The following is a 14,640-nucleotide window of genomic DNA, read 5'->3' as shown; positions in this document are numbered from 1 at the left end:
CCAAAACACCTGAAGAGGGAATGGCACCATGCCAATGATCGACGCACTGTGGCCGGAAGATGCCTTGACGCCTGAAGCGGAAGCACGCCTGGTTAAAGAATTGACTGACATTCTGATCAAAGCGGAAGGATATGATCCGAGCAATCCGATTGCTCAGAGCGTATCTGTGTTCCATCTGCATCGACCCGCTGCAGTATTCGTCGGCGGAGAACCTTCGAAAGCGGTGCGCTACCGGATCATTCCTTCGGCGCCTGAGGGGCAATACACGGACGAGTCTCGCCGAGCACTGGTTAAAGCAGTCACGGAAGCGGTGGCTCGCGCCGAGAACCGACTGCTCGAAGAGGTTGCCCCGCGCGTCTGGGTCTTCCCGACGGAAATTCCGGAGGGTACGTGGGGCAGTCGTGGCGCCATTTACACGCTGCCCGACATTCATGCACTTCTGGCCGGTGAGTCCGAACGGAGCGGCGGCGAGGAGCGACTCGCGCGCAGACGGCGCGAAAAGGCACGCATCACGCTAGGAGCCGCTGTTGATGCCGCTAGTGCTGGAGTTGCCAAGTCGTAGCAACGCTCCTCGTGTTCTATTCAGCGGGACGAGAGAGGATGCCTATGCTCGCTGACAACCTTCATACAATCGATGGAGAACCCGACATGAAAGGCATTGACCAGCAGGGTACCTATCACCGAGGGATCGACGATGCCAGGAATGTTGCATCCATCATTAAGGAGATGCTCGGCTGATTTGGTGAGCCGGGCCCATTGGCCCGAAGGAGCGACCTCTCCATTTACGTCACCCACAGCTTAGCTATGGGCATGCATTGACTCGTACACAGAATGATTTGACACGACCTGCCCTCCCACCTCCCGCGAAGTCTCTGCCCTCAAGCAGAGAATCACAGTGCCCTGTCATAAATTGTCGCAGCTCAGTCCAGCATATCCCTGCTATTCAAGATCAATCAAAACCAGCTTGCCCTTGAGGCCGCCATCATGGAACTCACGAATTGGGTTGAACAGCCCGGATCAAATGACGTAGCCGAGAGCGTTCGAGGTGCTCTGCAGGCCATCAGTAGGAATGAAGAGTTCATCAATATGACGCTCGCGGTGCTCATGACACCGGAGTGATGTTTGCCTCAGGGTGTTGGAAAGAGCGGACAGTCGACAGTTTCTCAACCAGCAAACAATCTCTCCGTTCAAACACCGCTCAGGCGTGCATTTATGCCGCTACCCCTGCCCTCGCAATACCGCAATATCCCGCTTGGGGGGTACGCCAAACAGTCGACTGTACTCGCGACTGAACTGCGACGGGCTTTCATAGCCGACCTTGAAAGCCGCGCTCGATACGTCCTGGTGTTCATTGAGCATCAATCGCCTCGCCTCATTCAATCGCAGCCATTTCTGGTACTGCAAGGGACTCATTGCGGTGAGTTGGCGGAAGTGGTGGTGAAACGTCGGCGTGCTCATCTGTACTCGGGCAGCCAGTTCCTCCACGCGAAGCGCCAAGGTGTAATTCAACTTCAGCCAATCGATGGCTTTGGCGATCCGGTAACCCTGGCCATCGACGGATGTGATTTGTCGTAGTCGACCCGCCTGATCACTCTGCAAGAGACGGTAGTGAATCTCCCGCTGGATCAAGGGTGCGAGAACAGGGATGGACTCCGGCTCATCGAGCAGTGCCAATAAGCGCTCGAATGACGCCAGCATTGCCAGGGTCACTGAACCAATTCCTACCCCTTTCGCATCTGATCGATCCCGGATTGGTGGCAGGTCACTTTGCGCTATCAGCTCAGCCAGCATGCGCAGATCGAGTTTCAAAGTCAGCCCCAGGCATGGCTTTTCCGGGCTTGCAACAAGCACCTCTGAATTGGCTGGCAAGTCCAATGACGTGACCAGGAATCGCGACGTGTCATACGGATAACCTTCGCCACCTACCCACAGCTGCTTCTGGCCCTGAGCGACAAGAATGATGCTCGGCTCGACCATGCAAACGACGGGGGGAGAAGGATGCTCACGCCGATAAAAGCCCAGGCCAGCAATCGAAGTAGCGCAGTCACCAGGCTTTGAGATCCGAGCACCAATGGTATGCGCAAGCGCTTCTTGGGGGGATGTGTATGCAGCTGCGGTTTCGTGTTTGATCGTCATGTTCGTCTTGTACCTCTTCGCTGAACTCTAACTCGCCAGCTGGCGACCGTCCTGCAAAAAAGCCAAGACTCATAGGATCAGGCAAGTAATCAAGCGGAATGCTCTACAGAGTCTCTGGGCAGAGCCGGAAAATGATCATCCGACACCGCCATTCAGGACTTTCCCATGCTTGTACAAGCCTATGGTGCTCACGCGGGCGACAAACCGCTTGAGCCGTTGCAGATCAGCCGCCGTGCACCCGCCGCCCATGATGTTCAGATCGATATCGCCTTTTGTGGTATCTGCCATTCGGATCTGCATCAGGTGCGTGCCGAGTGGGCAGGCACGCAATTTCCCTGCGTACCTGGGCATGAAATTGTTGGCCGCGTATCGGCAGTAGGCGCGCATGTTTCGGGTTTCAAAGTCGGCGATCTGGTCGGCGTCGGTTGCATCGTCGACAGTTGCAAACACTGTGACGACTGTGCCACGGGTCTGGAAAACTACTGCGACGGCATGATCGGCACCTACAACTTCCCGACCCCGGACGTACCCGGCTGGACACTCGGCGGCTACTCGCAAAACATTGTGGTGCATGAACGCTATGTACTGCGCATCCGCCATCCCGAAGACCAATTGGCAGCCGTCGCGCCGCTGTTGTGTGCGGGCATTACCACGTACTCCCCGCTTCGTCACTGGAACGCTGGGCCAGGCAAGAAAATCGGCGTGGTGGGCATCGGTGGCCTGGGCCACATGGGCATCAAACTAGCGCATGCGATGGGCGCCCACGTCGTTGCGTTCACTACCTCAGAGTCCAAGCGCGAGGCGGCGAAGCAATTGGGCGCCGACGAGGTTGTCGTGTCGCGCAATGCCGAAGAAATGGCCGCGCATGCCAAGAGCTTTGACTTCATTCTCAACACCGTCGCAGCCCCGCACGATCTCGATGCTTTCCTGGTGCTGCTCAAGCGCGATGGCGCACTGACTCTCGTCGGTGCGCCCGCATCGCCACATCCGTCGCCGAACGTATTCAACCTGATCATGAAGCGCCGAACAATTGCCGGCTCGATGATCGGCGGCATTCCCGAGACCCAGGAGATGCTGGATTTCTGCGCCGAGCACGGCATCGTCGCCGACATCGAACTGGTTCGAGCCGATCAGATAAACGAGTCCTATGAGCGAATGCTCAAGGGCGACGTCAAGTACCGCTTTGTAATCGACAACGCCACGTTGGCTGACTAAACGCCTGAGTCAAAAACTCCAGCGAACAACCATGCAATCGAAAGGAATATCCAGTGAAAGGAATTTTGCTAGCCCTGGGGCTGCTCGTTACCTCTTTTTCCTCAATGGGAGCCGATATGTCCAACGGCGCGGACAACTTCTACAAAAGCGAGAAAGTGACCGTTGAAAAGGTCACCTTCAAAAATCAATACGGTATGAAGGTGGCGGGCAACCTGTTCACCTTGAAGGGACTCAACCCCAAAGCGAAAAATGCCGCCATTATCGTCGGCCACCCCATGGGGGCAGTGAAGGAGCAGAGCGCAAACCTGTACGCCACCAAAATGGCCGAGCAGGGCTTTGTCACACTGTCGCTGGACTTGTCTTTCTGGGGTGAGAGCGAAGGTACACCTCGTCAGGCAGTCTCACCAGATATCTACGCAGAAGACTTCAGTGCCGCCGTAGATTTTCTCGGCACTCGACCCATAGTCGACCGTGAGCGTATTGGCGTCATCGGCATCTGCGGCAGTGGCAGCTTCGCCATCAGCGCGGCCAAGATAGATCCACGCCTGAAGGCAATCGCCACCGTCAGCATGTATGACATGGGAGCGGCCAACCGTAACGGACTCAAACACGCCGTGACTCTCGAACAACGCCAGCAGATCATTCGCGAAGCGTCCGAGCAACGCTATGCGGAATTCCAGGGTGGCGAAATCCGCTACACCGGCGGCACGCCGCTCAAACTGACCGGCAACGAAGTAGGCGACGAGTTCTTCGACTTCTATCGCACCCCACGAGGTGAGGTCACTCCGGCAGGCGCAACGCCACAAACAACCACCATGCCGACGCTGACCAGCAACGTGAAGTTCATGAACTTCTACCCGTTCAATGACATCGAGACTATCTCCCCGCGCCCATTGTTGTTTATTGCTGGCGCCCAAGCCCACTCACGCGAGTTCAGTGAGGATGCCTACCAGCGGGCTGCCGAGCCTAAAGAGCTGCTCATTATTCCAGATGCCGGACACGTGGATCTTTACGACCGGGTCAGCCTCATTCCATTCGCCAAGTTGACCACGTTCTTCAAAAGCAACCTGAAGTAGCCCGGTCGGTGCCCTGGCCGGGCATCGGTTCTCTCGTAGCCTCGCCTTCGGGGCTACGACGCTTCGCGCAATACAGGATTCAAACAATGACTGATCACCTCCTCCCAGTGCCCCATAAACCATGGGGTGCCGTATTCGCCATGTCGCTCGCCGCCTTCGTGCTCGTGGCATCGGAGTTCATGCCCGTCAGCCTGCTGACACCGATTGCCGCAGATCTGCATATCACCGAGGGGCAAGCCGGTCAGGGGATCTCCGTTTCGGGGCTGTTTGCCTTGTTCACCAGCCTTCTTATCCCGCTGGTGGCGGCACGGGTTGACCGTAAAGCACTACTTCTTTCACTGACACTGATGATGATTCTTTCCGGAACAGTGGTCGCGTTCGCGCCGAACTACTGGGTCTTCATGGTCGGACGAGCACTGATCGGAGTGGCAATCGGTGGATTCTGGTCATTATCGGCGGCGACGGCCATGCGCCTGGTACCTGATGATCAGGTCACACGGGCCATGGCAATCGTCAACGGCGGCAACGCTTTGGCGACGGTGATTGCAGCGCCATTAGGCAGTTTTCTCGGTGCCTTGATTGGCTGGCGCGGTGCATTCTTGTGCGTCATCCCAGTCGCGATAGTCGCCGGTGTCTGGTTGTCGTTAAGTCTTCCAGCGATGAAATCGCACAGCGGCTCAGGCACTGGAAACGTCTTCAGGTTGATGAAAAGCCTACCGGTCGCGTTAGGCATGGTGGCGGTCAGCGTCTTTTTCATGGGTCAGTTCATGCTGTTTACCTATTTGCGGCCCTTCCTTGAAACGGTCACGCACGTCAGTGTTTCCATGCTGTCGCTGGTGTTGCTCGTGCTGGGTCTGGCGGGCCTCGCGGGAACCTTCCTGATTGAACCGTTCTTGAAAAACGGCCTGCATCGAACGCTCATCGTCATCCCGATCTTGATGGCGGTGATTGCACTGGCGCTTGTTTCATTCGGTAGCTCGGCGGCCACCACGACTGTCTTGCTAGGCCTATGGGGACTGGTTGCGACTGCAGCGCCCGTAGGATGGTGGACATGGCTGGCGAGAACGTTGCCAGACGCTGCCGAAGCAGGAGGCGGGTTAATGGTGGCGATCATCCAACTGGCAATCGCGTCTGGCGCAACCGTTGGCGGGCTGGTCTTTGACTTGAGCGGCTATCGAGCGACCTTCGAGTTGAGCGCCACCTTGCTGGGCGCGGCGGCCGTTCTTGCCTACCTGGCTGCACGCGCAGCATCGCGAGAGTCTCTTGCGGTGGTGAACATCGCTTGAAATAACCACAAGGCACGGCATTGCATGTCTTGTGGTTTCGGTCGAGCATACGCTCGGAGTCAGGACGTGACGGCCCGCCTGCGGATCAAGTAGGTTAGATAGGGTGAACCAAAGAAGTTGTCCGTTCACCGTTTTACAGTTGAGGTCAGGATATCTCACCAAGCATCGGACGTGCACTTCCATGTAAGTTCGTGCGATCTACTTCCATTTTTAACACAGGGGACATCGGGCGTCAGATAAAAGCGTCCACCCGATGTGAACCGATGGCAATTTACTTCGTACGTTTAATCCAGCTCGCTGATGCAGACCACTTTAGGCTGCGTCATATCCTCATACGCAAACCGAACACCTTCGCGCCCCAAACTTCCGTACTTGAAACCACCGAAAGGCATGGCATCGAAACGATAATCGGAAGAATCATTGATCATCACGCCACCCGCTTCAATTTGCCGCGCCAATTTCAAGGCTTTGGAAAGATCACGTGTGAAGAGTCCCGCATGCAAGCTGTACTCAGGAGCGTTGGCCAGAGCAATAGCGTCTTCCAGATGGTCAAAAGGCTCCAGGATAACCACCGGCGCGAAGACTTCCTGCTGCCAAATCGTACTGCCATGCCTCACATGCTCAAGCACGGTCGGCGCATAGCTTCCCCCTTGGCGATGGTGTCCACACAGAAGAACGGCCCCCTCGGCCAGTGCTTCATTTACCAGTTGTTCGGTACGACGGGCCGCCTGTTCCGTAATCATCGGGCCTACATCCGTTGCTCGCTGATCAGGATCACCCACTACCAGGGCACGCGTTTGGCTGACAAAACGCTCACGGAAGTCCTCATAAATTGAACTGTGTATAAGGATGCGTTGAGTGCCGATGCAATTCTGCCCTGCTGCCCAAAAGGCACCAGACACACAGGACTCCACGGTCGGTTCGATATCACAATCTTCAAGCACAAGAACCGGGGCATTTCCTCCCAGATCCATTGCCAGCTTCTTCAACCCTGCACTACGAGCAATGGCCTCACCCGTGGCAAAACCACCCGTAAAGGAAATCATCCGAACTTCGCGAACCTCCACCAATGCTTTACCCAAGTCGACGCCACCGGTAGCCGGGGTAATCACAGAGGGTGGAAGACCCGCTTTCACCAAGCACTCAACGAGCTTGAGAGCAGACAACGGCGCGAGTTCCGAAGGTTTCAAAATCACCGCATTGCCACCGGCGATTGCCGGGCCGAGTTTATGGGCGACCAAATTCAGTGGATCGTTGTAGGGAGTGATCGCGACGATAAGCCCCAACGGTTCCCGCGTGAACCAACCTTGACGCGACTCCGATCCTTCATAAGCCCCAAATGGAATCACTTCCCCGGCGTTACGACGAGCCTCCTGCGCCGATAGCTTCAGCGTGTTCACACAACGCTTCACTTCCTTCTCTGCTTGTCGCAGCGTCTTCCCCGCCTCTGCAACAATGAGTTTGGCAAACGCTTCAGCCTCAAGCTCTACACGCCGGGCCGCGTCCTCAAGAATGCGCGCACGCAGGTGACGAGGCATTGCCGCACTCTCGCGTACGCCGATTCGCGCGCGTTCCAGCAAGCCAGGAACTGCGGCTGCATCGAGGCAAGGGACGCTCCCTACCAAGCGACCATCGAATGGACTGAACACATCAATCTGTTTGGCTTCAACAAGCTGGATACTGGCCATGCTGGATACGCTCATGACTATCTCCTCTTATTTGCCGTGGGCGGAGTGGATGGCGACGATATCCGACAGCAATGCGAAGGCCGTCTCGATACGCCCTGCCCCAGGCCCGGACACTGTGACAGCTCCCAGCAGTTCGGTATTGAATGACACGGCATTCGTAGCACCGCTGATTCCGGCAAGAGGATGTGAGTTCGGCAGTAACCGAGCTTCCACACTCGCTCGAACCGAGCCATCTGCTGCACGATCGGCTGAGCCAATCAGTTTCCAGCTCGCGCCATTGGCACTTGCCTGGGCAATATCTTGCGCGCTGATATTGCTGATACCCGAGCATGCTACATCGCTGACATTCAGTCGTGCATTGAGCAGTTCGTTGGCCAGGATCACCACCTTGAGGCGTACGTCAAACCCTTCCACATCGGCGGTTGGATCTGCCTCGGCGTAGCCGAGCTGTTGCGCTTGTACGACGGCATCGTTGAACGCCAGGCCGTCTTTCATCTGGGTGAGCACGTAGTTGGAGGTGCCGTTCAGGATGCCTTCGAAGCCTTGCACGTTGGCACCCGCCAAGGCCTGCCTGGCCAGACGAATTACGGGGGTGCCACTCATCACCGCCCCCTCGTACTCGAAAGCAACCTGGTTGCGACGGGCCAATGCCTTGAGCTCGGCACCGTGCAGCGCAATAGGCCCCTTATTGGTGGTCACTACATGAATGCCGCTTTCCAAGGCCCAGCGGCAAAAGGTAGTTGCGGGCTCGCCATCCACCGGATTGGTGAAAGTGGCCTCAGCGATGATGTCTGCACCGGAATGCTTGATCACGGTTTCGTTGAAGGCCTCGGCATTGCCGCCGGGCAGTTGAGCGAGTGCGCCTTTCTCAACCGGCAGCGCAACCAACAGCTTTGCATCCAGACCGTCCTTGGCAACGATGGAGCCGAGGAACAGATCGGTGACACCGATAATTTTGATAGTGAAGCCCAGGGCCTCTTTCCATTCGGCATTACGATCGGCGACCAATTGGGCGAAGCCACGGTTCACGCCACCAAACCCTACCAAGGCAATTTTGTACTCAGTCATAACCGCTGTTCCTATATTGATGTTGTTCGATAGGAACAGCTTAAGAGCCGGGCTTTGGCAGTTGAATATGGCAGAGTGCTGTATTAATTGGGCGTTTTGCCCAAGCACGATGTTGTCTGCGAAATTGCACTTCGCATGATCACCCGCTTGCATTCGACCTGACCACCGATTGCATCGGATTTGACCAGCACGCTTCGTAACCATGATCGGCAAAGAATTGCCCATTGCCGTCGGTAGCGGCGACGGGCAGAAAGCGGCCAGAAGCGGTCAGTCGCTCAAAACACTGAAAAACCACTGATTGCTGAAGTAATCAGGATCCGAAAATAGCTCACTCGGTCGAAGGGACGGATGCTTTGCTGCCCAAGCGGACCAGCTCATTGGAGAAACACAGGCCGACGATGATCAGTGCCGCTCCCGCGTACAGGCTTTCGCGCGGTACTTCATTGAGCGCCACAAACGCCAGCAGCGCGGCGAACAGTGGCTCGGTCAGCTCCAGCGCTTGCACTTGGGATGGCTTGAGATACTCGATGGCCTTGGTGGTGCAGAAGAAGCCCAGGATGGTCGGCAGCGCGGCCAGCGCCAGCAGCGCGGCGATCACCAGCGGCGACAGCTCGCCCATCGCGAAACCATCGGCCGCAGCCGGCATCAGCAGGTACAGGCTGCCAAAGAACAACAATTGTCGGGTGAAGTGCAGCCCCCCCGACACACCCATACGCTTCATGGCAACCGAAAAGGCCCCATAGCCGCAGCCGGCCATGGAGGCGAGCGCAGCACCTTGCAGGGTAAAGCCCTGCTGCAGGTCGCCGCCGAAGATCACCGCGATCCCGGCGATAGCCAGTGCGGCGCCCAAGGTAGCGTTCGCGGTGATGGCATCCTTGAGGAAGATGCGCCCCAGGATGATCGAGGAAATCGAGGCACTGGCCATCAGCACCACCACCACACCTGCCGCAGCGTAGTGTCGATAGGCGGACGTTTCGAAATGGAACAGCACGAAGATGCCCAGGAAGGCGCAGATAGCCGCCTGAGTCCATTTGGCCGTGGACGCCGGGCGCTTGAGGAAAAACAGTAAGATCGAGAGAAGCACGCAACCAAGTACGGTTTTGATGACAGCCACACTGCTGGCAGTGAAGCCATTACTCATGAGGACTTTGCTGAGTACACCGATCGTTGCGTTCAGTGCCGCAGCGGAGAGTGCAAACATGACGCCTTTGCTGAAAGTAGATTGCATTGATGACGATCCCTGTCGCTGAATTGTCGTTCGATAGAATGCCGCCCTACATCGACGGCGCAAAGTTTGAGGATACGAAGATCCCACCAACCCCAGTATTTATTAGTGCTCAAGCGGATGGCTGAGGCGATTGAGTGTTAATTAAACATACCCCCCAAGCTAGAGGCGATTGTGCACCCTGTTCTCCCGGCATAGGATCAACATGACTCGACAAGGGTCGATTTCAAGCACGATGGTTGCACTTCCAAGTTGATGAATCCGCATTGCTTACCTTAGGAAAGTCCACTTAATCGGGGCTAACGACTTTGTCGCCCCCAAGGGAGAGTCAGAGGGCCTGGCCCTTGGCTATGCAATATGAGTAGACGAACGTTGCAGTGTGCTGCAAAGACTGACGTATATCCGGTTTGGCTATTCCATGCCTGTTGGCAAATTGCTCGACCGCCGCTATATCAAAACGAGTGGTCTGGATAAAGTCCAAGGCTTCGGGTTTTGTATTCAAAAACCGCGCGAGGGGAGGAATACTCAGTAGCAACTTCAGCAATCGGAGTGAAATGTAGTGCTTGGGAGACTTTAAGCCCAAAGGTTGTGCCACCTGTACCAGGAGTTCTCGCAAGTTGGGAGTTTGCTCATCAAGCGCCAGCAGTTCCTGGCCCACCATGGCAGGATCAAAAGCACAAACCGCCACCAGCTCAACCAGGTAATCCACGGTGACCAGTGGCAGCCAGTGCTCGGCGGTACCGGGCACTGCAGTCAGCTTTCCCTGCACAAGGTTGCGTATCAGCTCTACCAGCGGCTGACCGTCAAGGATATGCCCCGTGCGGCTGTGGCCACAAACCGTCGCGGGGTGGACAACGGTAATCTCCCCGCCTTTGGCGGACATGACATCCAGGGTCGCAAAATGCGCCTCCAGCTTGCTCCCCTCGTAACCACCGACATGCCGGTAGACGGCAGGCCAATTCGTCAGCTCCGGATACCGAGGATCAATTCCGATGCGTTGCAGATGTTCATGATTTTTCAGCATGTAGCCGCCGATCATCACTAACCGGCTTTTTTGCTCAGCCGCCAACAGCGCCACGCGCTTTGCCCCTTCCACATTCACCGCACGAGAATGCTCCACTGAAAGCCCCCATGCGAAGTGGGCGCCCAGGTGGAATATGACTCTGGCGTGCCTTAGCACTTCTCGGTCAGCAAGACTCAGCCCGAGGTTGTCCCGTTCCAGATCGCCGGCTACGGCAAATACCCGGGTTGCGCACCCTCCCAAATTGTCGACTTGCTCCCGCAGTGCAGCCAGTCGCTCTGGGCGACGCATCAACACCCGAATGGTGTGACCTTTTGCACTCAGGTACGCCACCAAATGTTGACCGATGAAGCCGGTACCCCCCGTGACAAAGCACTCCACGCTCATTTCCCTGCTCCTTGTTTAAGGTGAGAAATCAAGCGTAAACTATCGACCCAACTCTATAGTCAAGCGGTGTTTTCATGAAAATCGGCGAACTCGAGGCCCGCAGCGGCGCCAGCCGCCATACGCTGCGTTACTACGAGCAAATCGGCCTGATCTCACCGCTGCGGCAAGCTAACAAATATCGCGTTTATACAGCGCAAACTCTGCAGGATCTGGACTTTATCCAGCGCGCGCAAAGCATGGGGTTTTCCTTGGGGGAAATAGGCGAGATTCTGGATGCGCAGCGGAACAAGCTGATCGATTGTGCTGACGGCGCTAAGCTGATTGAAAAGAAGATGGCAGAAATCAAACAGAAAATCGCCAACTTCCAAAGCATTTATCGGTATCTGGATGAAGAGCGTGCAATCCTCGAAGCCAGTGCTGCCAAGCAACTTGAGCTTCAGCAGCTGAACAACTCTTCCAACTGAACTGTCAGCATCCGGGAAACGGAGGCTGCAGCCTGCTTCCAGTTTCAAGCCCATCGCTTACGCATTTTCTAAAACCTTGTGGCCTGGCCCTGGACAGTAAGCGTCCGCCCAAAAGACCTTGCGTGGTTAAACGGGCGCTTATCTATGCCGCAGCAACTCGATAATCTCGCTCGGCCGCCGCATCGGCATGAATTGCTCCGGATTTGCTAGACACATGATGTCTGCTTTGGGTCATTCTCTGATGGTCAAGACTACGAAGCGTGCTGGTCAGGCCCGATGCAAATGGCTGGTCAGGTCAATGCAGTTACTCAGTTGTCAAAACACCGCAGAAAGGACAAACGATGTCACGGTGTTTTCCACCCCTGGCATGGCCGCGATTTCCTTCCACACGAGATGGACACGTTCAGGTGTGGCGGCATTCACACGCAGCATTAAATCGAACTCACCACTGAGTACTTCACATTGCACGACTTCGGGAATGGAGCGCAGCGCAGTCAGGACTTCTTCGCCACGCATGCGGTCGTAGCGGTAGACAAAGATCACCGCGCTGATGAGCGACACAGGCCGCCGCGACTCACCGAGAAGTACCGTATAGCCCTGGATCGCACCGTCGCGCTCAAGCCGCTCGATGCGCTGACGCACCGCATTGCGCGACAAGTTGATCTTGGCGCCCAGTTCGATATGGGCTATTCGCGCATTGGCGGTAAGTTCGGCCAGTATGCGTTCGTCCAACGAATCGAGAATGCGCTTCATACAAGCCTCTGCTGCGCCAGACGAAGAGCCTGGCACAGACCGTCCAGATCGCCCTTGGCCAGGTACGGTGGTTGCGCGCGCACCTCAACAGTGCTCGGAGCGCTTGCTTGCCAGACGCCCAATTCGGCCAACAGCGCCGCTGACTTGGCTGGCGCAATTTGCCCGAAGGTGACCATCGGCGCGCCCAGGCTGCGTCGATGAAGTCTGCCGGCCAATACACCTACAGCGGTGTGAGGATCAATGGCCGAGCCTGTCTCTCGGTACAGCTCGACCACCTCATCGCGCACCTGGGATTCGTCTACCGCATAGGAGTCGAAGAGTACTCGGGCACGCAGCCATTGTTGGTTGCCGATGCTCATTTCTCCGCAATTTTCAAAATGCTCCATCAGCGCTTTTGTTGAGCAGCCATCGTGCTCGTAAATTTCCCAGATAAACCGCTCCAGGTTGGAAAACAGCGAGAAGTCCATCGCCGGCGACACTGTTCGATCAGTCATCCGGGTGGAGTAGCGATTGCAATGAAAAAACTGGTGCAGGGCATCATTGCTGTTGGTGGAAATGATCACCTGATTGATGGGTAATCCCATTTTCTGCGCAATGTAGCCGGCGTAGATCTCGGCCGAACTGGCAGCTGGAACACTAAAGCCAACGGGACGCGAACCGCCGCCCAGTTGCAATGCCGCGTGGAAGTAAAAAACGATCTGGGCCAGGACGCCGATCCAATTGGTCGAGTTGAAACAGACCGGCAACACTCCGTCCAATGGCCACTCACGCAAGAGTCGGGAGACCAGCGTCTGGCAATCATCGAAATTACCGTCAACCGGAAACAGCTGAACCCACTGCGGGTCGGCTGCCTGCAAGGCACTGAGTTGCTCTGGCGCAAGCCCGTCGCGCGGATACAGTATCGCCATGCGGGCGGCCGGGCAGTTAGCAAAGGCTTCAAGCGCCGCGACGCCGGTATCACCGTTAGTTGCACCGACTACCAATGCTTCTTTACCGACCTCCTGCAGAAAATGCTTGACCAGGCGCGACTGCAATTGCGCGGCGAAATCCTTGGAAGAAGCAGTCGGGCCATGAAACAGCTGGAGTATCCACTCGTTATGCCCGATCTGTTCAAGCGGCGTAATAGCGCGGTGCTTGAATTGTTGATAGCTGTCACTGAGCAAGGCACGCAGGGTGCTTTCGTCTATGGAAGAGCCAACAAAAGGCGAAACCACTCGCCACACCAACTCATCAAACGGCAGCCACGACCAGCTGGCAATCTGTTTCTCGGTGAAGACAGGCAAACTGGCTGGAACGTAGAGACCACCATTTTCGGCGAGCCCCGACAGAACCACACTGCGAAAATCAGCACGCATGTCGCCGCCGCGAGTGCTTACATAATGCATGACAACTCCAAATCAGTTTTACAAAAGGCGATGGGCTTGAGCCACCAGCCAGGTAGAAAAATTAGCGGCATCAGGCGATAGCACTTCGTTCTGTTCGTGCACCAGATAAAAGGATTCGCTTGCCTCGATTCGGTGATTGAATGGCGCAACCAATTGTCCACTCTTAAGCAGATCCTCGACCACGGAAGACCGTGCCAGCGCAACACCCTGCCCCAATTCGGCCATGCGGATCGTGGAAATCAGCGTGTCAAACTGAAGGCCACGGGAATAGTCGACGTCGTCTGCTCCGACTCGCTTCAACCAGTAACCCCAACCTTCTTCGTACCCCAGCACATGAAGCAGAGAATGGTTCATCAAGTCGCGAGGCTCATGTATGGGTGAGCTGGCCATGAGCTCTGGGGAGCAAACAGGCTGAAGGATGTCCCAAGTCAATCGCTGAGCGTGCAAGCCCGACCACTCACCGCATCCCCAGCGAATCTCCAGGTCATCCTCGCCGTCCGGTTCTTTCACCCAAATATTGCTGATATATCGAATATCAATCTGGGGATACTCCCGACAAAAATCTGCGAGTCGGGGGGCTAGCCAATAGTGAAGAAAGGAAAGGCTGCCGCGCACCTTCAAATGTCTTCGATTGTGCTGGCCGAAAATCTCGTTTGTGCCGACTGCCAGGCGACTGATCGCGTCTTGTACGACAGGCAGGTACGACTGCCCTTCCTCGGTCAAGCCAAGCCCTCGAGGTAAGCGCTTGAACAGCGCCACACCGAGGTGACTTTCCAACTGACGGATCTGCTGACTCACAGCCCCTTGAGTCAAATGGAGCTCATCCGCCGCGTGGGTAAAGTTTAAATAACGCGCCGATACTTCGAATGCCCTCAACCAGTTCAAGGGTGGTAGTGACTTTTGACTCATCGGCGCAACCTCATCAGGGTTTTATCT

14 protein-coding genes are annotated in these 14,640 nt (G+C 56.2%); 6 read left to right on the top strand and 8 right to left on the bottom strand.

Annotated features, from left to right (window positions below; all coding sequences use genetic code 11):
• Nucleotides 1-28 precede the first annotated feature (28 nt).
• Complete coding sequence (locus tag ACEN8Q_RS06770; RefSeq protein WP_413424286.1) at nt 29-562, top strand: tautomerase family protein; 534 nt, start codon at nt 29-31, stop codon at nt 560-562.
• A 347-nt stretch (nt 563-909) separates the two neighbouring features.
• Nucleotides 910-1,119, top strand: a complete 210-nt coding sequence (locus ACEN8Q_RS06765; protein WP_413424342.1) for a hypothetical protein — start codon at nt 910-912, stop codon at nt 1,117-1,119.
• Between the two features lie 99 nt (nt 1,120-1,218).
• On the opposite strand, the gene ACEN8Q_RS06760 is transcribed toward ACEN8Q_RS06765, so the two are convergent.
• Nucleotides 1,219-2,136 carry an AraC family transcriptional regulator N-terminal domain-containing protein gene (locus ACEN8Q_RS06760; protein ID WP_413424284.1) on the bottom strand — a complete coding sequence of 306 codons (918 nt, stop codon included), beginning with the start codon at nt 2,134-2,136 and terminating at the stop codon, nt 1,219-1,221.
• A gap of 165 nt (nt 2,137-2,301) precedes the next feature.
• Here ACEN8Q_RS06760 and ACEN8Q_RS06755 point away from each other — a divergent pair, with 165 nt between their 5' ends.
• The 3 genes from ACEN8Q_RS06755 to ACEN8Q_RS06745 all read left to right on the top strand — a co-directional run bounded on the left by ACEN8Q_RS06755 (nt 2,302) and on the right by ACEN8Q_RS06745 (nt 5,713).
• Nucleotides 2,302-3,351, top strand: coding sequence for an NAD(P)-dependent alcohol dehydrogenase (locus tag ACEN8Q_RS06755; RefSeq protein WP_413424282.1), 1,050 nt, complete (start codon nt 2,302-2,304; stop codon nt 3,349-3,351).
• 53 nt (nt 3,352-3,404) lie between these two features.
• A complete protein-coding gene (locus ACEN8Q_RS06750; protein ID WP_413704791.1) occupies nt 3,405-4,427 on the top strand; it encodes an alpha/beta hydrolase in 1,023 nt (340 codons plus the stop codon).
• A gap of 86 nt (nt 4,428-4,513) precedes the next feature.
• Nucleotides 4,514-5,713 carry an MFS transporter gene (locus ACEN8Q_RS06745; protein WP_413704790.1) on the top strand — a complete coding sequence of 400 codons (1,200 nt, stop codon included), beginning with the start codon at nt 4,514-4,516 and terminating at the stop codon, nt 5,711-5,713.
• Between the two features lie 284 nt (nt 5,714-5,997).
• On the opposite strand, the gene ACEN8Q_RS06740 is transcribed toward ACEN8Q_RS06745, so the two are convergent.
• From ACEN8Q_RS06740 to ACEN8Q_RS06725, 4 genes are all read right to left on the bottom strand, one after another.
• Complete coding sequence (locus tag ACEN8Q_RS06740) at nt 5,998-7,416, bottom strand: aldehyde dehydrogenase family protein (RefSeq protein ID WP_413704789.1); 1,419 nt, start codon at nt 7,414-7,416, stop codon at nt 5,998-6,000.
• 12 nt (nt 7,417-7,428) lie between these two features.
• Nucleotides 7,429-8,469, bottom strand: a complete 1,041-nt coding sequence (locus ACEN8Q_RS06735) for a homoserine dehydrogenase (protein WP_413704788.1) — start codon at nt 8,467-8,469, stop codon at nt 7,429-7,431.
• A 328-nt stretch (nt 8,470-8,797) separates the two neighbouring features.
• Nucleotides 8,798-9,697 carry a DMT family transporter gene (locus ACEN8Q_RS06730; protein WP_413704787.1) on the bottom strand — a complete coding sequence of 300 codons (900 nt, stop codon included), beginning with the start codon at nt 9,695-9,697 and terminating at the stop codon, nt 8,798-8,800.
• A gap of 325 nt (nt 9,698-10,022) precedes the next feature.
• Complete coding sequence (locus ACEN8Q_RS06725) at nt 10,023-11,102, bottom strand: SDR family oxidoreductase (protein ID WP_413704786.1); 1,080 nt, start codon at nt 11,100-11,102, stop codon at nt 10,023-10,025.
• Between the two features lie 74 nt (nt 11,103-11,176).
• Here ACEN8Q_RS06725 and ACEN8Q_RS06720 point away from each other — a divergent pair, with 74 nt between their 5' ends.
• Nucleotides 11,177-11,566, top strand: a complete 390-nt coding sequence (locus ACEN8Q_RS06720; RefSeq protein WP_413704785.1) for a MerR family transcriptional regulator — start codon at nt 11,177-11,179, stop codon at nt 11,564-11,566.
• A gap of 315 nt (nt 11,567-11,881) precedes the next feature.
• Here the strand turns inward: ACEN8Q_RS06720 and ACEN8Q_RS06715 are convergent, their stop codons facing one another.
• From ACEN8Q_RS06715 to ACEN8Q_RS06705, 3 genes are read right to left on the bottom strand one after another with little or no spacing between them, the layout of a single operon-like run.
• Nucleotides 11,882-12,319: an Lrp/AsnC family transcriptional regulator gene (locus tag ACEN8Q_RS06715; protein WP_413424266.1), complete on the bottom strand. Its 438-nt coding sequence runs from the start codon at nt 12,317-12,319 to the stop codon at nt 11,882-11,884.
• Nucleotides 12,316-13,704 (bottom strand): threonine synthase, encoded by a 1,389-nt coding sequence (gene thrC, locus ACEN8Q_RS06710; protein ID WP_413424264.1) that lies wholly within the window; start codon nt 13,702-13,704, stop codon nt 12,316-12,318. Before thrC ends, ACEN8Q_RS06715 begins: the two co-directional genes overlap by 4 nt.
• Nucleotides 13,705-13,722: 18 nt before the next feature.
• Nucleotides 13,723-14,613 (bottom strand): LysR substrate-binding domain-containing protein, encoded by an 891-nt coding sequence (locus ACEN8Q_RS06705; RefSeq protein ID WP_413424262.1) that lies wholly within the window; start codon nt 14,611-14,613, stop codon nt 13,723-13,725.
• Nucleotides 14,614-14,640 lie beyond the last annotated feature (27 nt).

This window comes from Pseudomonas sp. Pseusp16 (assembly GCF_047324915.1).
Lineage (GTDB): Bacteria > Pseudomonadota > Gammaproteobacteria > Pseudomonadales > Pseudomonadaceae > Aquipseudomonas > Aquipseudomonas fluorescens_CD.
Note: the sequence above shows the minus strand (reverse complement) of the source record. Positions and strands in the feature narration are given on the sequence as shown.